Annotated in this window: 14 protein-coding genes; 7 read left to right on the plus strand and 7 right to left on the minus strand. The window is 62.8% G+C overall.

What is annotated here, in order from left to right; all coding sequences use genetic code 11:
- Positions 1-83 precede the first annotated feature (83 nt).
- Positions 84-1,004, plus strand: coding sequence for a LysR family transcriptional regulator (locus ACZ3GY_RS16610; protein WP_465911142.1), 921 nt, complete (start codon positions 84-86; stop codon positions 1,002-1,004).
- A 168-nt stretch (positions 1,005-1,172) separates the two neighbouring features.
- On the opposite strand, the gene ACZ3GY_RS16615 is transcribed toward ACZ3GY_RS16610, so the two are convergent.
- Entirely contained in the window at positions 1,173-2,162 is a 990-nt protein-coding gene (locus ACZ3GY_RS16615) for a DctP family TRAP transporter solute-binding subunit (RefSeq protein WP_465911143.1), read from the minus strand.
- Positions 2,163-2,475: 313 nt separating this feature from the next.
- Here ACZ3GY_RS16615 and ACZ3GY_RS16620 point away from each other — a divergent pair, with 313 nt between their 5' ends.
- Positions 2,476-3,597 (plus strand): methyltransferase, encoded by a 1,122-nt coding sequence (locus tag ACZ3GY_RS16620; RefSeq protein ID WP_465911144.1) that lies wholly within the window; start codon positions 2,476-2,478, stop codon positions 3,595-3,597.
- A 101-nt stretch (positions 3,598-3,698) separates the two neighbouring features.
- Here the strand turns inward: ACZ3GY_RS16620 and ACZ3GY_RS16625 are convergent, their stop codons facing one another.
- Both ACZ3GY_RS16625 and ACZ3GY_RS16630 read right to left on the minus strand, forming a co-directional pair.
- On the minus strand, positions 3,699-5,018 hold the full coding sequence (locus ACZ3GY_RS16625) for a TldD/PmbA family protein (RefSeq protein ID WP_465911145.1): 1,320 nt from the start codon (positions 5,016-5,018) through the stop codon (positions 3,699-3,701).
- Entirely contained in the window at positions 5,018-6,460 is a 1,443-nt protein-coding gene (locus ACZ3GY_RS16630; RefSeq protein ID WP_465911146.1) for a TldD/PmbA family protein, read from the minus strand. The genes ACZ3GY_RS16625 and ACZ3GY_RS16630 overlap by 1 nt, the downstream gene beginning before the upstream one ends.
- Before the next feature lie 356 nt (positions 6,461-6,816).
- On the opposite strand from ACZ3GY_RS16630, the gene ACZ3GY_RS16635 reads away from it, so the two are divergent.
- Positions 6,817-7,605 (plus strand): transporter substrate-binding domain-containing protein, encoded by a 789-nt coding sequence (locus ACZ3GY_RS16635; protein ID WP_465911147.1) that lies wholly within the window; start codon positions 6,817-6,819, stop codon positions 7,603-7,605.
- 288 nt (positions 7,606-7,893) lie between these two features.
- Here ACZ3GY_RS16635 and ACZ3GY_RS16640 read toward each other — a convergent pair whose 3' ends face one another.
- The 4 genes from ACZ3GY_RS16640 to ACZ3GY_RS16655 all read right to left on the minus strand — a co-directional run bounded on the left by ACZ3GY_RS16640 (position 7,894) and on the right by ACZ3GY_RS16655 (position 12,896).
- Complete coding sequence (locus ACZ3GY_RS16640; RefSeq protein WP_465911148.1) at positions 7,894-10,041, minus strand: TonB-dependent siderophore receptor; 2,148 nt, start codon at positions 10,039-10,041, stop codon at positions 7,894-7,896.
- Between the two features lie 256 nt (positions 10,042-10,297).
- Positions 10,298-10,441, minus strand: coding sequence for a DUF2474 domain-containing protein (locus tag ACZ3GY_RS16645; protein ID WP_225837963.1), 144 nt, complete (start codon positions 10,439-10,441; stop codon positions 10,298-10,300).
- Positions 10,441-11,448, minus strand: coding sequence for a cytochrome d ubiquinol oxidase subunit II (cydB, locus tag ACZ3GY_RS16650; protein ID WP_465911149.1), 1,008 nt, complete (start codon positions 11,446-11,448; stop codon positions 10,441-10,443). Before cydB ends, ACZ3GY_RS16645 begins: the two co-directional genes overlap by 1 nt.
- A gap of 2 nt (positions 11,449-11,450) precedes the next feature.
- Positions 11,451-12,896, minus strand: a complete 1,446-nt coding sequence (locus ACZ3GY_RS16655; RefSeq protein ID WP_465911150.1) for a cytochrome ubiquinol oxidase subunit I — start codon at positions 12,894-12,896, stop codon at positions 11,451-11,453.
- Between the two features lie 499 nt (positions 12,897-13,395).
- Here ACZ3GY_RS16655 and ACZ3GY_RS16660 point away from each other — a divergent pair, with 499 nt between their 5' ends.
- From ACZ3GY_RS16660 to ACZ3GY_RS16675, 4 genes are all read left to right on the plus strand, one after another.
- Positions 13,396-15,555, plus strand: coding sequence for a TonB-dependent receptor family protein (locus tag ACZ3GY_RS16660; RefSeq protein ID WP_465911152.1), 2,160 nt, complete (start codon positions 13,396-13,398; stop codon positions 15,553-15,555).
- A 170-nt stretch (positions 15,556-15,725) separates the two neighbouring features.
- The gene (locus tag ACZ3GY_RS16665; protein ID WP_225837956.1) at positions 15,726-16,280 is read left to right on the plus strand and encodes an RNA polymerase sigma factor; all 555 of its coding nucleotides are present in this window, start codon (positions 15,726-15,728) and stop codon (positions 16,278-16,280) included.
- Complete coding sequence (locus ACZ3GY_RS16670; RefSeq protein WP_465911154.1) at positions 16,277-17,206, plus strand: FecR family protein; 930 nt, start codon at positions 16,277-16,279, stop codon at positions 17,204-17,206. Before ACZ3GY_RS16665 ends, ACZ3GY_RS16670 begins: the two co-directional genes overlap by 4 nt.
- Positions 17,207-17,332: 126 nt before the next feature.
- Positions 17,333-19,735 (plus strand): TonB-dependent siderophore receptor, encoded by a 2,403-nt coding sequence (locus tag ACZ3GY_RS16675; protein WP_465911155.1) that lies wholly within the window; start codon positions 17,333-17,335, stop codon positions 19,733-19,735.
- Positions 19,736-19,802 lie beyond the last annotated feature (67 nt).

The following is a 19,802-nucleotide window of genomic DNA, read 5'->3' on the forward strand; positions in this document are numbered from 1 at the left end:
AGGGTACAGAGCAGACTTTACGAACTGCGCGCCAGCCTGCCTAATGACAGCCTCTGATCAAGCAATAACTATTGGTTATCCCCATGATCGCTTCGCTACCCGCTTTGGTTTCCCGGCTGCGCCTGAAACAGCTGCGCCTGCTGATCGCCCTCGACGAACAGGGCTCGCTGCACAAGGCCGCGGACGCCGTGGCGATCAGCCAGCCCGGCGCGACGAAAGCCCTCAACGAAATAGAGTCGGCTTTCGGCATGCGCCTGTTCACGCGCACCAGCCAGGGGCTGGAAGCCAATGACCTGGGGCGTTGCGCGATTCGCTACGCACGGCTGATCCACAGTGACCTGGCTCACCTGCGCGAAGAAATGCTGGGCATTCTGCAGGGCCAGGGCGGCCGCCTGGTGGTAGGCGTGATCATGGGCGCGGTGCCCCAGCTGACCCGCGCCTTGTCGCGGCTGCGGGCGCGCCAACCGGAGCTATCGGTGGAAATCGTCGAAGACACCAGCGCACGCCTGCTCAGCCTGATCGACCAGGGCCGTCTGGATCTGGCGATCTGCCGCACCAGCGTCAGCCGCAGGCCGGACGACTACGATTGCCTGAGCCTGCATCAGGAACAGCTGAAAGTGGTCGCCAACCCCGCGCACCCGCTAGCAGCCACTCCGGGCTTGAGCCTGGAGCAGCTGGCAGCCTACAGCTGGGTGGTGTTCCCGGCGAACATGCCCATGCGCCTGGTGCTGGAGCGGGCGTTCAGCGATGCCCAGCTGGAATTCCCGCGCTACCCCCTGGAAACCGCCTCGACCTTCGCCACCCTGATGCTGCTGCAGGAAGACCCGAACCTGGTCGCGCTGATGCCGCGGGAAACGGCTCAATACGCGGCACGCTCAGGCCAGCTGGCATGCCTGGAGCTCTCCGAGGTGCTGCGCAGCGAGCCCTATGGCGTGATCAGCCGCCATGGCTCGCCTCTGTCGTCGCCTGCCCGCTTGCTGCTGGAGGAGTTGCGGGCTTCGTAAGATGGGTCGGGCCACGTGGGTGTAACCCATCACCATGGAGGAGCTGTGCACCCATCCTACGGCCGCGAATTCTAGTGAGAGCGGGCCATGCGCGCGGAAAAATCGCGGGCATGGACTAGGCGTCCCCGCCCGCTCCCACAGGAATACGCATTAAGCCGACGTAATCGATCAGCGACGATTGACCGTCTGCGCCGCGCGCAGCACGTCGGCACCGATCTCGGCTTCGGAGGCCTGCCAGACCGGGCGCATCGCTTCACGCCAAGCGCTGCGCTGCTCGGGGGTCAGCGGCAGGATCTGGCTGCGACCGCCAGCGACGATCTGCTCGCGGCTCTTGCGGTTCTGCTCTTCGGCGTCCTGATTCACCTTGAAGCTGACCTCTTCGATGATCGCTTCCAGCTGCACGCGCACCTGATACGGAATACCGACCCAGAACTTGGAATTGCTGATCAGCATGTAGTTGAGCGAGCCGTGATTGGTTTCGGTGATGAACGGCTGGGCGCTGTCGAGTTTCTGGCTCGCCAGGTTCGACCAGGGGTTTTCCGCGCCTTGCACGGTGCCCTTCTGCAACGCAGCCAGGGTTTCACTGAAGGCGATCTTGCTGGTGCTGGCGCCGATCTGCGCGAACTGCGCTTCCAGTACTGGCGACGGCTGAATGCGGAAGGTCAGGCCCTTGGCATCGGCAGGCAACTTCAACGCGCGGTTGGCGGAGAGCTGCTTCATGCCGTTGTTCCAGTAAGCCAGGCCGTAGATGTCGTAGCTGGCCATGGAGCGCAGCAGCTCGCGGCTCTTTTCGCGCTTCTGAAAGCGCTTGACCGCTTCCAGGTCATCGAACAGGAACGGAAGGTCGAACACCTGCAGTTGCTTGGTGTAGGCATCGAATTTCGACAGCGAAGGCGCCAGCAGTTGTACCTTGCCGTCGCGCAGGGCCTGCAACTCGTCGTCGTCACCGAACAGGCTGGAGTTGGGGTAGACCTCGACTTTCACCTGGGCACCGAGGCGCTCTTCCACCAGTTGTTTGAACAGCAGGGCGCCTCGGCCCTTGGGCGTATCGTCGGCAACCACGTGGGAGAACTTGATGACGATGGGTTCGGCGGCGGATACCGACGTGCAGACCAGCAGCAGAGCAGACAGGGCAATGGTGACAACGGACTTGAACATGCAACACCTTGGCAATGGCAGGCAAAGGCGCATGCGCGAGGCAGGCACCTGAAGGAAATGGATTATCGAGTGACCTCAACGAGGCATCGGCAAAGCGCTGTCGGCTACGCCCGGCGAATGGCGCGGGTGTGCGACTATTATTGGAAGGGCTGCGGCAAAGGGTCAGTGAGCTTGACCTTGTCGGCAGGGGCGCGATTCTTGTCGATCCCCCGCCGCGGAACAAGCGGCAATAACGCCAACTGCAGCACAGCTTGAAGATTCGCCGCCCGCGGCATGGCAGAATGCGCGCCGCCACACCCACCACGAGATCAGCATGTCGTCGTCTTTCGTCACCCCTTTCGCCACCCTGGAACTGCAGCGCCAGCCCGAGCAACCCGGCATGCCGCTGCAAGCCTTCGATGCCGCCGACGCCTACCTGCTCGAACAGGTGCAGACGCTTTCAGGCACCCTGCGCGTGCTGCTGCTCAACGACAGCTTCGGCGCCCTGGCCTGTGCGCTGGCCGGCCGCGCCCAGGTAACCAGCAGTGGCGACTCGCATCTGGGTCACCTGGCGCTGCGTCTCAACCTGACACGTAACGGTCTTGCCGAAGATACGGTGAACTTCGTGCCGGCCAGCGAGGGGGTGAGCGGCCCCTTCGATCTGGTGCTGATCCGCGTGCCGAAAACCCTGGCGCTGCTCGAGGAACAGCTGATCCGCCTACACGGCCAGCTAGCGCCTGAGGCCCAGGTGATCGCTGGCGGCATGATCAAGCATCTACCCCGTGCGGCTGGTGATCTGCTGGAGAAATACATAGGCCCGGTGCAGGCTTCGCTGGCGGTGAAAAAAGCCCGCCTGCTGCATGCCACGCCAGAAGCTAAAGCGACGCCGACGTCGCCCTACCCGACCCGCTATCGCCTCGACAAACCGGCACTCGAACTGAGCAACCACGCCAACCTGTTCTGCCGCGAAGGGCTAGATATCGGCACCCGCGCCTTTCTGCCTCACTTGCCAAAGCACCTGGACAACCGTCGAGTCGCCGACCTTGGCTGCGGCAACGGTGTGCTGGGCATCGCCTACGCATTGAGCAGCCCCAGCGCCGAGCTGACCCTGGTGGACGAGTCCTACATGGCCGTGCAATCGGCCGCGGAAAACTGGCGTGCCGCGCTGGGCGATCGCCCGGTGACCGTCCGCGCCGGTGACGGCCTGGCCGAGCAAGAAGCCGACTCGCTGGATCTGGTGTTGTGCAACCCGCCCTTCCATCAGCAGCAGGTGGTCGGCGACTTTCTCGCCTGGCGCATGTTCCAGCAAGCCCGCAACGCATTGGTCACCGGCGGTGAACTGTGGATCGTCGGCAACCGCCATCTGGGTTACCACACCAAACTGTCGCGCCTGTTCCGGGGTGTCGAGCAGGTGGCGGCAACGCCCAAGTTCGTGGTGCTCAAAGCGACCAAGTAATCGCCGCGGCCCCGGGTATCGCTACGCTCAACGCCGGGCTACCAGAGTCACTCGTAGCCTGCGGTTGAGCGCAGCGATACCCAGGAACGGGCAGCGCCGCGCTACAAGGTCAGGGTAAACCGCGACAGCAACGCGCCAGGCAAAGCCATCGAGCCGGTCTGCCGCGCGCCGTAAGTGCCGCCGGGCAACAGCAGTTCCGGCTCGCGGGTCAGGGCTTCCAGATTCGGGCCGAGGAAATCGAACAGCGAATCGTCGAAGCGCATGGTGTTGACCGGTGCCTGGATGCGGCCGTCTTCGACCCAGAAAGTGGCAAAGCGGGTCATTCCTGTCAGACGCCCGGCCGGCAGGTCGGAGAAGTTGCTGTACCACAAGTTGCCGATATACAGCCCGGTACCGAGCCGCTGCAGGGCCTCGCTGTCGTCCAGATCGCCGCCATGCATACGCAGCGACAATGGATATTCACCACTCCCTGCGCCGTTGGCCATCAAGCCATATTCGGCTGCGCTGCGTGAGCTGACCAGGCGCTCGCCGGGCTGCCCTTCGCTCAGCAGCCGCAGCGGCTGACGCGGGCCCTCGCGGGTAAACGCCGGTGCCAAACCGCCTTCGATACGCTCGTCGATGGTCACCTTGGCACTGAGGCTGGCGCTCCCGGCGAACAAGCGCTGCAAGGGGCTGCTGCCGGTGGCCAGCGCCTGGGCGGAAAAACCCCAGGCGAACAGGCCGAACAACTCTTCCAATGCAGCAGGCGTCAGGTAGGCGCGATAAGCCCCCGGTTTCAGTTCATGGGCGGGCTTGCCGAGATGCTGCAACTGCTCGCGGGCGAACGCCAGTTTGCGATTGAAGGCCTGAGCATCCCAGTGCTCCCCGGCGTAGTTGCTTTTCACCGCCTGACCATTTTCATGGAACAGGCTGAATTCGAAGTTGAAGCTGCTCGCCGCGTGCCAGCCGAAGGCGCCCCAGGAACTAGCGAAACCCTGATATTGCGGCCCGGCGGCATAGAAGCCGACCATATCCAGCCCGGCTGACGCCTCATTGATCTGGACGGTGGCGGCCTGGCTGTCCTGAATCCCCTGACCCGCAGCGGTTTCACAGCGCCAGGCTTCACGATTCAGGCGCAGGTAAGGATCGTCGGCCAGTGTCGGCAGTACCGCGCGCAGGCGCTGCAGGGCCTGATCGAGGCGCAGTTGGTCATCCGCGAACACCCCGCTCAGGGCCAGCTCGAAATTGCCATGCCGCTCACCCTGATACAGGGCCAGGGTGGCGTATGCCTGCTGCACCTGGCCAGCCTGGCGCACACGGGCATGGTTGAAGCGGATAAAGTCGGAGGCTTCGGCCTCGTAGGCCAGGGTGAACCCCTCGCCGGTCTGCAGGCGGGTATTCAGGTAAGCGAGCAGACGCTCGAAATGCTGACGCGCTTCCATCAGGCAGCCCCTCCAAAAACATCGATATCGGCGAACACGCACGCCGGCGTGGCGTGGCCGACGCGAATCACCTGATTCGGCTCGCCCTTGCCACAGTACGGCGTACCCAGCACCTCGAAGGTACTGGCATCGCCGACGGCCTTGAGGTTGCGCCAGAACCGCGCGGAGATACCGCGGTAGTTGGCGTTCTTCACCACGCCCTTGAGTTCGCCGTTCTCGATCAACTGCCCCCACTCGCAACCAAACTGGAATTTATTGCGCGCATCGTCGATCGACCAGGAGCGATTGTTGCTCATCAGGATGCCGTGCTCGATGCCGCCGATCATCTGCTCCAGGCGTTGCGTGCCGGGCTCGACATTGAGGTTGGCCATGCGGTCGAGGGTCGGCCGGTTCCAGCTGCAGGCACGGCTGTTGGCCACGCCCTCCAGCCCACTGCGCCACTGCGACAGCGCGCCGCCGAGCGGCCGTTGCAGAACGCCCTCGCGTATCAGGTATTCGCGCTGCGCCGGGGTGCCGTCATCGTCATGGCGATAGCTGGCCAACTCGCCCGCCACCGTCGGGTCGAAGGTCACGTTGAGCAGCGGCGAGCCGTATTGGTAACTGCCGAAATCCTCCTGGCGGATAAAACTGGTGCCGGCGAAATTGCGCTCGTCACCGAGGATGCGATCCAGCTCCAGCGGATGACCGATGGACTCGTGGATCTGCAGGATCATCTGATCCGGCATCAGCAACAAGTCACGGTGACCGCTCGGCGTGTTGGGCGCCAGCAGCAACTGCAGCGCCTCGTCGGCAATACGCGTAGCGGTGCCAACCAGACCCAGCTGATCGATCACCTCGACACCGCCCTGGCGAGCCAGGTGGCTGCCGCCAAAGCTGCGGCTCTGGCTGTCGGCGCCATCGCTGGTGGTCACCCCCAGTTGAGGGAACACATAGTGCTGGGCGCGCCGCAAACGGGCACCGACGCTGTTCAGGTAAATCTGCTCGGTGGCGGTGAAACTCAGGCCTGCGTACCAGTCCACTAGGCGCTCGTCACGCGGCACCCGCGCCGACTCGGCCGCCAGCAACTCGTACCAGTGCGCTGGGCTGGCCAGGGATCGTTCGTAGCCGGGCATCACGTCATCAGCCTGCTCATGGGGCACCGGTATCTCATGCATATCGAGCAGATTACGGCCCGCAAGCTGCCGAGCCAGTTGCTCGGCCTTGTCGAGCGCTGCCTGCAGCCCGGTCTGGCTGAGATCGCTGGTCGCCGCGTAGGCCTCCACGCCAGCGATACGCACACTGAGCATCGCGCCGGTATCGTCACCGAACGACGGCGCCAGCGCCACGTTGCGGCGCACCCAATAGCGCTCGGTGGTTTCCCGCACATGGCGCAACGACCAGAAGTCGGCGGTGGAGTGCAGCGCGGCAAAGCGGCGTTGCAGGGTTTCGCTGAAGGCGAACATCGGGGCTCCCTTTGGCTGGTGGCAAAGGGGGCAGTATGGGAACGATTGTCGGGATGGATCAACTCGGAATGAGTGGATCGTTCCCACGCTCCGCGTGGGAACGCCTCGGCAGGGTGCTCTGCGTCAGCGACATCGTCAGCTCAGCCTGCAGGGGCTGCATTTCAACGTGGCTAGTTGATGGACATACGTAGCGTGGACAACGCGAAGCTTGTCCACCATTTTCACAGCACGTTGTCCCGAATGAATTCGGGTTAGTCTGGGTCAGTGTCTCGCTCAGGGGCTTGGCTCCGTGGCACCTCATCCTTACTGTGTCTTGCAAGATTGCCCCTTCCTCCAACCGCGAGCATCGACTCATGATGAAAAACCTGAAACACAGCGCCATAGCCGCCTTGCTTATCGGCCTGTCGAGTTTTGCCCAGGCTCAGGAAACGCCATCGCATCTGGACAAGGTGCTGGAGAAGGGGCAACTGGCGGTGTGCACCACCGGCGATTACAAGCCCTATACCTTTCTGCGCCAGGACGGCGAGTACGAAGGCATCGATATCGAGATGGCCCAGTCCCTCGCGCAAAGTCTTGGGGTGAAGGTGCAGTGGGTGCCGACCACCTGGAAAACCCTGATGCCGGATATGGTGGCGGGCAAATGCGATATCGGCATGGGCGGTATCTCGGTGATGCTCGAGCGCCAGAAGAAGGCCTTTTTCAGCAGCACGCTGGATGTCGACGGCAAGATTCCTTTGGTTCGCTGCGAAGACGTTTCGCGTTACCAAACCGTCGAGCAGATCAACCAGCCTTCGGTGCGCCTGATCGAGCCGGCCGGCGGCACCAACGAAGCCTTTGCGCGGGCATATCTACCGAAGGCTCAGCTGAACTTCCACGACAACAAGACGATCTTTCAGGAGCTGCTGGATAAGCGCGCCGACGTGATGATCACCGACTCGTCCGAAGCCCTGTATCAGCAAAAACGCATGCCCGGCCTGTGCGCCGTCAACCCGACGGACTACATGCAATACGGCGAGAAAGCTTACCTGCTGCCTCGCGACGACATGACCTGGAAGAGCTATGTGGATCAGTGGCTGCACTTGAGCAAGGCCACCGGCGCGTATCAGAAGACGCTCGGTCACTGGCTGGCGGTGCCGGGGCAGTAACAGAATCGCGTCTGCGCAGAATGTGGGCCCGACCGGGATGGATAATGACTAAAGTGTCCTCCATTCCACGACTGCGTCCCTGAGCATCGTCAGCTCAGCCGGCACAGGCGGCGCGGAGCTCCACCGGATGCATTACCACGCAGAGTGCGGAGAACGATCTAATGTTTCACACGCACAGTGAGAATTGCACTTTGCAGAAATGGGGTCGGCACCAAGGAGAGGGTATTTCAGAAGGTAAAGACACCCAGTGCGCCAGCGTGGCGCACCGGGTTGATGAACAGCGAAGGATCAGAAGTTGTAAGCCACGGTACCGGTCACGGTGCGGCGGTTGCCAGTGAAGCAGTCGCCACGGGCCAGGCAGGTGGTGTAGTAGGTTTCGTCTTCGAGGTTGGTGGCGTTCACCGTGAAGTCCCAGTTCTGGTACTGGTAGCCGACCATGGCATCGAACAGGGTGGTGGACGGGGTTTTCAGGTCGTCTTGGCCATCCCAGCTCGCCCCCACGTAACGCACACCCGCACCGACACTGAAGCCCGAAATGCCTGCGACGCTGAAGCGGTGTTTGCTCCAGACCGAGGCCATGTTGTCCGGCACGCTCTCGATGCGCTTACCTTTGTTGACGGCCTCACCTTCCAGCGTCTCGGTATCGAGCTTGGTATAGGTGGCGATCAGATCCCAATTGGAGGTGACTTCAACCTGGGCTTCCAGCTCCAGGCCGCGCACGCGGGTTTCACCGCTTTGCAGGGTATTGAGCGGGTCGTTGGGGTCAGACATCTGGCGGTTCTTCTCACGCAGGTCGAATACCGCCGCGGTGTACAGGCTGTTGCTGCCCACCGGCTGGTACTTGATCCCCATCTCCCACTGCTCGCCTTCGAGCGGCTTGTAGGACGCCAAGGTGCGGCGGTTGAGACCGATCACCGGCTGGAATGACTCGCTGTAGCTGATGTACGGCGCAATGCCGTTGTCGAACAGGTAGGTTAGGCCAACGCGGCCGGTAGCGGCGTCATCCTTCTGCGCGCGGCTGCCCTCAGTCTTAGTGTCGGCCCAGTCCTTGCGCATGCCCAGAGTGAGCAACCAGTTCTCGTAGCGAATCTGATCCTGGACATACAGGCCCTGCTGCACCACGCGCTGTTCCGGGTCGTCACTCAGGGTGATGTCCGAACCGTCATAGGTGCCATAGATCGGGTCATACAGGTCCAGTGGCGTGGCGGTACCGTAGCCGGTCTTGCCGTTGGTTACCGCGTGCTGGTAGTCGGTACCGATCAACAGCGTGTGCTGCAACGCGCCCGTGTCGAAACGCGCTTCGCCCTGATGGTCGGCCGTCCACATTGTCACTTCAGGTTTGGAGATGGAAGACACGCGATTCACCGTGCGACCGTCTGCGCCAAATACCGGTGCCCAGCCGTAGACGGTCTGGTAGCTGGCTTTGCTCTTCTGCCAGCGCAGGTTCTGCCGCACGGTCCAGGTGTCATCCAGGCGCCAGGAGAAATTGGAGGTCAGTGCGGTCTGCTCGGTGTCGTACTCGTCGAAGCCCGGTTCACCGGCGAAGGTGCTGCTGCTCAGGCGGCCGGCGCGGCCTTTATAGAGCGTGCCCTCGTGGGGCAGAAACTGCGAGGAAGACACCGAATCGTCCTTCTGCACGTTGGCCATGACGGTCCATTCGATGTCGTCGCTCGGCTTCCAAGTCAGCGATGGCATCAACAGCGAGCGGTTGTCGTGCACGTGATCCACCTGCGAACCGGAATCGCGCTTGATCGCCACCACGCGGTACAGCAGGGTGCCGTCTTCATTCAGCGGGCCGGTGGTGTCGATGGCCAGCTGTTTGCGGTCGAAGGTGCCATATTGCGCCTGGATCTGAGTTTTCTGTTCCGCCTGCGGGCGCTTGCTGACCATATTCACCAGGCCACCCACCGGGCTCTGGCCATAGAGCATGGACGACGGGCCCTTGAGCACCTCGATGCGCTCCAGAGTGAACGGGTCAACACGCGTGTTGTTGTAGTAACCGACGCCCTGCTGCAGGCCATCCAGGAACATGGCCGGTGAGGTGCCGCGCACCATCACTGAGTCGACACGGCTGTCGAGACCGAAGGCCTCACCGCGCACGCCGGCGGTGTAGCGCAGGGCATCTTGTACGGTCAACGAACCCTGGTCGCGAATCCGGTCGGCGGTGACCACGCTGATCGACTGGGGGATTTCCGTGATCGGCACATCGGTCTTGGTGCCGCTGGCACTGCGGGCGGCCACGTAGCCCTGCACCGGATCACTGGCACGCTCGCCTTGAGGTGTAGCGATGATGCTTTGCGGCTGGAGCTCGATGGTTTCGGGAGGGTTTTCTTCAGCACCGACAACCAGGGAGACGGCGGCAACGGGAAAACCCAGCGCGGCAGCACGGATAGAGCGGACAAGGCATCGACGAACAGTAATAAAGGAGGCAGACATTGCGCATCTCGATTAAAAGCAGGCGAAATTGAATGCGCATGATATTGATAACAATTAATATTTAAAACCAAAAGAACACCCAAACAATCCCCGCGCTGCTCAACGGTCACTCACCCGTGCACCGCCAAAGCCGGAACTTGAGCCCATTGTTCAACCCGTTGACCAGCGCCCCCCCCGAATCAGAGCCACTGACTTCCCACCAGGTAACTAAGCTACAACTGTGCGTACTGGACAGAAACATAGATCGGTCGGGCCATTACGGCGTACTCAACCCCGCCGCATTCATGAATAGCCGCAATAGATACGACACCAGCCCGAGGCTCAGCACGCTGACCGTCCAGATGCCGGCCAGCCAGGCGATGCGTTGCCAGAGGGGTTTCTTCTCGGTCGATCTTTCCATCAGTGGTACCCCTGATCAGGCGTCACCTTGCCGCGGAATACGTAGTAGCTCCAGGCGGTGTAGACAAGGATGAACGGAATGATGAACAGTGCGCCGACCAGGGCGAAGCCCTGGCTTTGCGGGGGTGCGGCGGCCTGCCAGATGGTCAGCGAGCCGGGCACGATGTTCGGCCACAGGCTGATGCCCAGGCCGCTGTAGCCGAGGAAGATGAGCACCAGGGTCAGCACGAACGGCTTGCTGTTGTCGTGGTTGGCCACCGAGCGCAGCAGGTAGAAGAAGGTCGCCAGCACCAGCAGCGGCACGGGTGCGAACCAGAACAGGTTGGGCAGGCTGAACCAGCGCTCGGCAATGCTCGATTGAGACAGTGGCGTCCAGAGGCTGACGATGCCGATCACGGCCAGCATCAGCAACGCCAGGGGCCGGGCCATCCTGTGCATCTGTTGCTGCAGGCGCCCTTCGGTTTTCATGATCAGCCAGGTGCAGCCGAGCAGTGCATAGGCGGCGATCAGCCCCAGGCCGCTGAACAGCGGGAACGGCGCCAGCCAATCCAGCGAGCCGCCGGAAAACGCCCGGCCTTCGACCGGAATACCCTCGATGAACGCCCCCAGCGCCACGCCCTGAAAGAAGGTCGCGGCGATGGAGCCGCCGATGAACGCCTTGTCCCAGATATGCCGTTTGTGATCCCTGGCCTTGAAGCGGAACTCGAAGGCCACACCGCGAAACACCAGCCCCAGCAGCATGAACATCAACGGCAGATACAAGGCACTGAGCACCACCGAGTAGGCCAGCGGGAAGGCGGCGAACAGCCCGGCGCCGCCCATCACCAGCCAGGTTTCGTTGCCATCCCACACGGGCGCCACGGTGTTCATCATCACGTCGCGTTCGCCCTTGTCCGGCACGAACGGAAAGAGGATGCCGATGCCCAGGTCGAAGCCGTCCATGATCACGTACATCATCACGCCAAAGACGATGATCACCGCCCAGATGACGGAAAGATCGATACCCATGGTCATGCCCTCCCGCTCGCAGTGCTGGTGATCGAATCGCTGTCGTCCAGGCCTTCCTTCGCGGCGGACAAAGGCCGCGCCTGCGTATGTCGAGTGCCCGGCCCGCCGTCATCCTGATGGTCGCCTTCACCGCTGACCGGCCCTTTGCGCACCAGGCGCATCACGTAGCTCATGCCTGCACCGAACACCGCGAAGTAGACGACCACGAACAGCACCAGGGTGATCCCCAGCTGCGCGGCGCTGTGCATCGACACGCCATCGGCGGTACGCATCAGCCCGTAAACCACCCACGGCTGGCGGCCGATCTCGGTGGTAAACCAGCCGGCGAGGATCGCGATCAGGCCAGACGGCCCCATCCATAAGCAGAAGTACAGGAACGGGCGCGACTGATAGAGACTGCCGCGCCAGCGCAGCCACAGGCTCCAGAGCCCAGCCAGGATCATCAGCATGCCCATGGCGACCATCACCCGAAACGACCAGAACACGATGGTCGAGTTGGGCCGGTTCTCCTTGGCGAATTCCTTCAGAGCGGGCACCTGCTTGTCGAGGCTGTGGGTCAGGATCAGGCTGCCCAGGTACGGCACCTCGACCTTGAAGCGGGTTTCCTCGCGCTCCATGTCCGGCCAGCCGAACAGGATCAGCGGCGTCGGCTCACCGGAGCTGTTGTCCCAGTGGCCCTCGATGGCGGCGATCTTCGCAGGTTGATGCTCGAGGGTATTGAGGCCATGGAAGTCGCCGATCACCGCCTGTACCGGAGCGACCAGCAGGGCCATCCACAGCGCCATGGAGAACATCTTGCGCATCGCCGGGGTGTCGCGCCCACGCAGCAGGTGCCAGGCCGCCGACGCGCCGACGAAGAACGCGGTGGCGAGAAACGCGGCAGTGGCCATGTGCGCCAGGCGGTAGGGGAACGAGGGGTTGAATACCACGGCGAACCAATCCACGGGAATGACCCGGCCGTCGACGATCTCGAAGCCCTGGGGCGTTTGCATCCAGCTGTTGGAGGCGAGAATCCAGAAGGTCGAGATCAGCGTGCCGATCGCCACCATGATCGTCGAGAAGAAGTGCAGCCCCGGCCCGACGCGGCTCCAGCCAAATAGCATGACGCCGAGAAAACCCGCCTCGAGGAAGAATGCGGTCAGCACTTCGTAAGCCAGCAGCGGCCCGGTGACCGAACCGGCGAAATCCGAGAAGGCGCTCCAGTTGGTGCCGAACTGGTAGGCCATCACAAGGCCGGAGACAACGCCCATGCCGAAGTTGACGGCGAAGATCTTCGCCCAGAAATGGTAGAGGTCGCGGTACACCGTTTCGCCGGTCTTCAGCCAAAGCCCTTCGAGCACAGCCAGGTAACTGGCCAGGCCGATGGTGATGGCCGGAAAGATGATGTGGAAGGAAATGGTGAAGGCGAACTGGATGCGCGCGAGATCCAAAGCCTCTAGGCCGAACATGGACGTGCCCCTCGATCAAAGTTATTGGTTATCGAATTCTTGTAGTGATTGCAGACGCCAACAGCCAAGGCGAAAGGCGCCTTGATCTGGATCAATGGATCAGTTTCAGATTACGCCTTGCGGTGCCACTTACCAGCGTGGCCGGATGCCGCGCGACAGGCTGTCGCTGTGGCGTTGTGCCTTAGTCTGCTCGATTTCGGCGCTTTGCCTGCAAAGTGGCGATACCAACCCGTGGGAGAGGCTTTAGCCTCGAGCCTTGTAAGCCTATCCAGGCAAAATCGAGGCTAAAGCCTCTCCCACAAAAGTGTTCAACGAATGGCCGTTTTTACCTTTTAGCAGTCGCTTTATGTCGCCTAAAAAAGATCGTGAACAGGCTTTAAGTTCTTCAGTTATCGCGCACCGTGCGCGTGATCGGACGAGGTGCAGAAGTGGCCTGGCACACGCGGGCGCCGTCCTACCCCGCGCTATCCCAAATACCGCTCCACGGAGAACTTCCCGAATGCCTTGCCTGCCCCCCTTCGCCCTGCGCCCTCGCCACCTGCTGGCCGCCAGCCTGCTGACCTGCGCGGTACTTCCTGCCGCCCATGCCGAAACCAGGCCGGGCATCGTGCAACTGGAAGGCGTGCGGGTGACCGACCAGGTGCTGACCGAGCAGCAGGCGGCCGAAGAGCAGCTCAAGCAGGTACCGGGCGGCACCAACCTGGTGGACATGACGCGCGTCGAGCAGGGGCGCGTGGCCGGCAACCAGGATGTGCTGGCCTACCAGCCGGGCGTGTACGCGCAGTCGCCTGGCAACGAGGGCATCAAGATCGCCATCCGCGGCTCGGGCATCAATCGCGGCACCGGCTCTCACGCTTCCGGCAACCACATCATGCTCGACGGTTTGCCGCTGACCGGCTCGGGCGGCACGCCTTATGAGCTGCTGGAACCGCTGTGGATAAGCCGCGCCGAAGTGCTGCGCGGCGCCAATGGGTTCGACAAAGGCTCGCTGGCCCTGGGCGGCGCCATCGACTACATCACCCGCACCGGCCGCGACGCCGACACGCTGCAACTGCGCTACGAAGCCGGCAGCCACGGTTACCAGAAACGCAGCATCAGCTCCGGTCAGGTGCTGGGCGATTTCGATTACTACATCAACCTCACCGACAGCCAATACGACGGTTATCAGGATCATGCCTCGGGCAAAGGCAAGGGCGTGGCCGCGAACGTTGGTTATCGCCTCAACGACAACCTGGAAACGCGCTTCTACCTGCGCTATCGGGAAACAGAGCATGACGTCCCGGGACGCCTGAGCAAGGCGCAGATCAAGCACGACCCACGGGCTGCCGCCGCCAACAACCTGCGTATCGATGCGCACCGCGACCAACCCGGCAGCACCTGGCTGGCCAACAAGACCACCTGGCAGATCGACGACGATTCGACGCTGGTAGCCGGCCTGGCCTATCACCACTACCCGATGGATATCGTCGAGAACAGCTCGCCCAACGGCAACACCTACCGGGTGCGCGTGGACTACAGCGATGTCAGTGGCACCCTGAACTACAACCGCCGCCACACCCTGTTCGGGCTCGACAGCACCACCACAATCGGCTTTCGCAGCACCACCAATCTGCCAAGCAGCAAGTCCAAGGAAAATGCCGCCCTACCGATCAGCGTCGGTGGCACCGATTACCCGGCCGGCACCCTGATGCGCGCCTACGAACACCTCGGTTCGGACAACGTGCTGCACGCCAGCAACGAAACCGAGCTGGTGCCCGATCTGTGGCTGACCACCGGCCTGGCGCTGATCTATACCCGCCGTCAGGTCGAGGTGACCTGGCCGGCCACCGAGGACACGCTCAGCGAACACACCTGGGACTACGCACCGCGCATCGGCCTGCGCTATCAGCTCAACCCCGAGGTGCAGCTGTACGGCAATATCAGCCGCTCCGTCGAACCGCCCCACGCCTGGTCGATGCTCTGGAGTTCGCCGCTGCGTTTCCCGGCCAGCAACCAGCCGTACAGCGCTCGCCAGCGCGCGCCGATCTCGATGGACAACCAGACCGCCACCACCTTCGAAGTTGGCGGGCGCGGCGACTCCGTGCTTGGCCAATGGGACGCGGCCTATTACTACTCGGTAGTACGCCACGAGTTGCTGACCGTGCAGGTCGAGAACAACGTGTTCTCCGAATCCAACGCCAGCCCGACTATCCACCAGGGGATCGAGCTCGGCCTCGACAGCCCGCTGTGGCGAGGCGGCGCAGCCGGTGATCTGGCCTTGCGCCAGGCGTATACCTTCAGCGATTTCCACTACCGCGACGACGACACCTACGGCGATAACCGACTGCCCGGCCTGCCGCGCCATTACTACCAGGCCGAGCTGCGTTACAGCCACCCGAGCGGTTTCTACGCCGAGCTCAACACCCAGTACGCCTCGAAGGTTGCCGTGGATTACGCCAACTCCTACTACGCTGATGCCTACGCCATCTTCGGCGCGACCCTGGGTTACGCCTCGCCGAAAGATGACTGGCAGACCTGGCTGGACTTGCGCAACCTGACCGACAAGCGCTACGCCGCCACCGTCACGCCGGGCTACAACGACAACGGCGCAGACGCCGCTCGCTCCACGCCGGGCGACGGTTTTGGCGCCTTCGTCGGAGTGTCTTACAGCTTCAATTGACGCGAGTCGCCTGGCTGACTGCGCCGTGTATCGCGGCGAGTCAGCCAGGCAATGGCCGACCTCAAGACCAATCACGCTAACGCCCGCCACACCAATAGCAATAATTGTTATTTACGAATTATTGCCAATTGCCTATCCTCTGGCCGCTTCCAACACCCAGAGGGCTTATCGTGCCGATTGCCACGCTGCAGGCCAGCCAACCCGCGCTCCGCGACGCCGCCAAGGTCGACTGGCAAGGCATCGACCTTGGCTGGGCCTACAGCGATCTGCTGCTCAGCCTTAGCCGTCGCACCCGCTGCGTGCAACGCGCTTACGATGTGCTGCACGATGCCCTGCTGCGCTTTGCCCTGGCGCAACATCAGCGCCGTATCGAGCAGCCCAACGCCTACCTGCGCCGTGTCGCCCATTCGGTGCTGATCGATTTCTACCGCAGCGAGTGGCGCCTGGAATCACTGGAATCGCACAACCCGGAAGACCTGGCCCCCGATCAGGTGGCGCCGTCCTGCGAACATCTGCTCGATATCCAGCAGCGGCTCAAGGCGTTGCAGCGCATCCTCGACTGCCTGCCCGAGCGTTGCGCAGAAGTGTTCTGGATGGCCCGTATCGAGGGTTACACCCAGCCGGATATCGCCACGCGCCTGGGCATCAGCCTGAACATGGTCGAACGGCACATGATGCGCGCCCTGCTCGACCTGCGCCGCGCCCGCGACCTGCTGCAATCATGAGCGACCCGACCGAGCAGGCCGCCGCCTGGTTTCTGCGCCTGCGCGGCGATGCGCGACTGGCGGAGCAGGCGGAATTCCGCAGCTGGCTGGCAGCCGACCCGGCGAACGCCGAGGAATACCGTGCCTTCGAAGCGCTCTGGAACGACTTCGGCAGTACCCGCCAGACCGAAGCGCTGGCCATGGCCATGGAGCGCCAGCAACGCGGGCAGCCACGTTACCTGCGCCGCGGCGTCTATGCGCTGGTGCTGATGCTCGCCTCGGCTGCGGGCTGGCTCGGTTATCGGCAGAGCCCTCAGCAGCTCGCGTTGCACACGCCGATTGGCGAGCGCCAGCAGATCACCCTGCGCGATGGCAGCGAGTTGCAGTTGAACGCCGCCACCCGGATCGACGTCCGTTATGGCTGGCGCCAGCGCAACATTGACCTGCGGCAGGGCGAGGCGCTGTTCGATGTCGCACGCAACCCTCTGCGCCCCTTCGTGATCGATAGCGGCCTGGCGCAGATCACCGTGCTAGGCACCCGCTTCGTGGTCAACCGCCTGCCGGATCGGCTGCGGGTGAGCGTCGATCATGGCCGGGTCGAGGTGGCCAGCACACGCCACCCGAACGAAACCTGGCAGGTGGAGGCCGGCCAGGTCGTGGAAGTCGATGGTAATGGCCACCTGCGCAAGGTCGACCTGCCGGCCGACAATGCCCTGGCCTTCACCCGCGGCAACCTGGTGTTCGAAGACGCCGATCTTGGCGAGATCGCCGCCAGCTTGTCGCGCTATCGCGAACGGCCGCTGCAAGCCCACGCTGGCTACCGGAGCCCGCGCATCAGTGCCGTGCTGCAACTGAGTGACGTGGAAGACTTCATCCGCGCCCTGCCGACCATCGCCCCGGTGCGCGTGACCGAAGGCAGCCAAAGCACCGAACTGAGCGTGCGTTAGCGATTCGCCCCACATCGCCACGGCCACGAAGAGAACAGCACAACGGCGACCATTCGTCGCCGCTACATCAGGGGAAACGCCGGGCATTCCGTCCTTCAGGCAAATTCCCATGAGAAGGATGTCTCGATGCGTCATTCGTTCGCGCTACGCAACCTGCTGGCCGTTGCCAGTTTCGCCTTGGTTGCGCCCGCGCTGGCTGCCCCTGTCGATCTGAACCTGCCCGCCCAGCCCCTGAGCCTGTCGCTGCGCCAACTGGGCGAAGCCGCCGGTTTGAGCATCGCCGCCGACAGCAGCCTGACCGGGCATCTGCACGCACCCGCGGTAAGCGGCACGCTGGAACCCACAGTGGCGCTGCAGCGCCTCCTCGATGGCAGCGGCCTGACTTACCAGCGTGCGGGCAACACCCTGATCATCACCCGCCAGAGCGACACCGGCGCCTCGCTGGAACTGGGCGCCACCAGCATCACCGGCGCAGGCCTGGGTGACACCACCGACGGCACGGGCTCGTACACCACCGGCTCGACCAGCACAGCGACCAAGATGCCGCTGACCATCCGCGAAACGCCACAGTCGATCAGCGTCATGAGCCGCCAGCGCATGGATGACCAGAACCTCACGCAGCTGACCGATGCGGTGCGGCAGACCCCTGGCCTGAGCGTAAACCAGAGCGGCAACATGGGTTCGGACAGCAGCGCCATCTACTCCCGCGGCTTCCAGGTACAGAACTATCAGATCGATGGCGAACCGCTGCTCAACAGCAATTACAACTCGGTATTCCAGACCAACGACCTGGCGCTCTACGACCGTATCGAAGTGATCCGCGGCGCCACGGGGCTGACCAATGGCATTGGCACTCCAGGCGCCACCATCAACCTGGTGCGCAAGCGCCCGACCAGCGAATGGAAGAGCAGCATTGGTCTGCAGGCAGGTTCCTGGGATAACAACGCCATCGAACTGGACAGCGGCGGGCCACTCAATGAAAGCGGTAGCGTACGGGGCCGCATGGTCGCCGTTTATCGCGATGCCGGCTCGTATATCGACCGCCTGCAGGAACGTCACAAGGTGTTGTACGGCATCGTCGAGGCCGACCTGACACCAGACACCCTGCTCACCATCGGCGCAGACGCACAGCAGCACGACGCCAACAACCACGCCCGCGGCGGTCTGCCGCTGTACTTCAGCGATGGCTCGCGCACCGACTGGTCACGCTCGGCCTCGGCAGCCAGCACCTGGGCCTACTCCGAACGTCACTTCGCCTCCGGCTTTGCCTCCCTCGACCAACAATTGAACGATGACTGGAAAGCCAAGCTGACCCTCAGCAGGGGACGCTATGCGTTCGACGAAGTGCTCGGCTATGCCGGTGCACGGGTCTATCCGAATCGTGAAACCGGAAGCGGTGGCATGCTCTATGGCGGCCGCTGGGGGGCAAAGCCCGTGCAGGACAGCCTCGACATGCACCTGCGCGGCAGCTTCGAGCTGCTCGGCCAGCAGCATGACCTGGTGATCGGCCACTCCCGCCAACAGACCCGCTACAAAGCGGACAACTATGACCTCTGGCGTTTCGCCGGCTGGAGCAGCGACATTCCCAGCTATTACGGTTGGGATGGCAAGACTCCGGCAGAGCCCAATATTCCGGTTAACGGGCGCATGAATTACAACGAGAAGCAGCAGGCGACCTACACCAGCATGCGCCTACGCGCGACCGACAAACTGTCGGTATTCCTCGGCGGCCGCGTGACCGACTGGGAGAACGTGCAGAAGACCGACAACTACGGCGGCATCGACGATGAAACCACCCGACGTACCGAAACCGGTGTGTTCACGCCCTTCGCAGGTGTCGTCTATGAGCTGGACGACACCTGGTCGGCCTATGCCAGTTACACCAGCATCTTCAAGCCCCAGAGCAATCGTCTGCTAGACGGCAGCTTTATCGACCCGCTGGAAGGTGTCGGCTACGAGCTGGGCGTCAAGGCAGGCTTCTTCGAGGATCGCCTGAATTTCTCCACGGCGATCTACCAGATCGAGCAGGACAACCTTGCCGTCTCCATACCCGGTGAGTTCGCCCCTAATGGTGATCAGGCGTACCGCGCCGAATCCGGCACCAAAACCCGTGGCTTTGAGGTGGAGTTGAGCGGCGAACTCATGACGGATTGGCAACTGACGGCCAGTTATTCGCGCAATATCGTCCAGGACAGCAATGGCAGAGCGCTGAATACCGAGATCCCGCAGAATACCGCCAAGCTGTTCACCAGCTATCTGCTCGACAACCTGGGCAATGGCCTGACCGTGGGCGGCGGGGTGAACTGGCAGCACGCAATCTACAGCGATGCCATGGGGCCCAACAGCGTGCGCTTCACCCAAGGCAGCTACGCCGTGGTCGACCTGATGGCCCGCTACCCCATCACCGAGCAACTCAGCGCAACGCTCAACCTCAACAACCTGCTCGACAAGGAGTACTACACCAGCACGTCGTCGGCCTACTACGGCACGCCGCGTAACGCGTCGCTGGGCTTGCGCCTGACGTTCTGACCGGCACCAGCCCGACGTGGGAGTACGCCGGGCTGGTTAGCGTGATGCAGGGTCGTTATCTACGCTG

Source organism: Pseudomonas sp. PME37.24/006, from assembly GCF_055556635.1.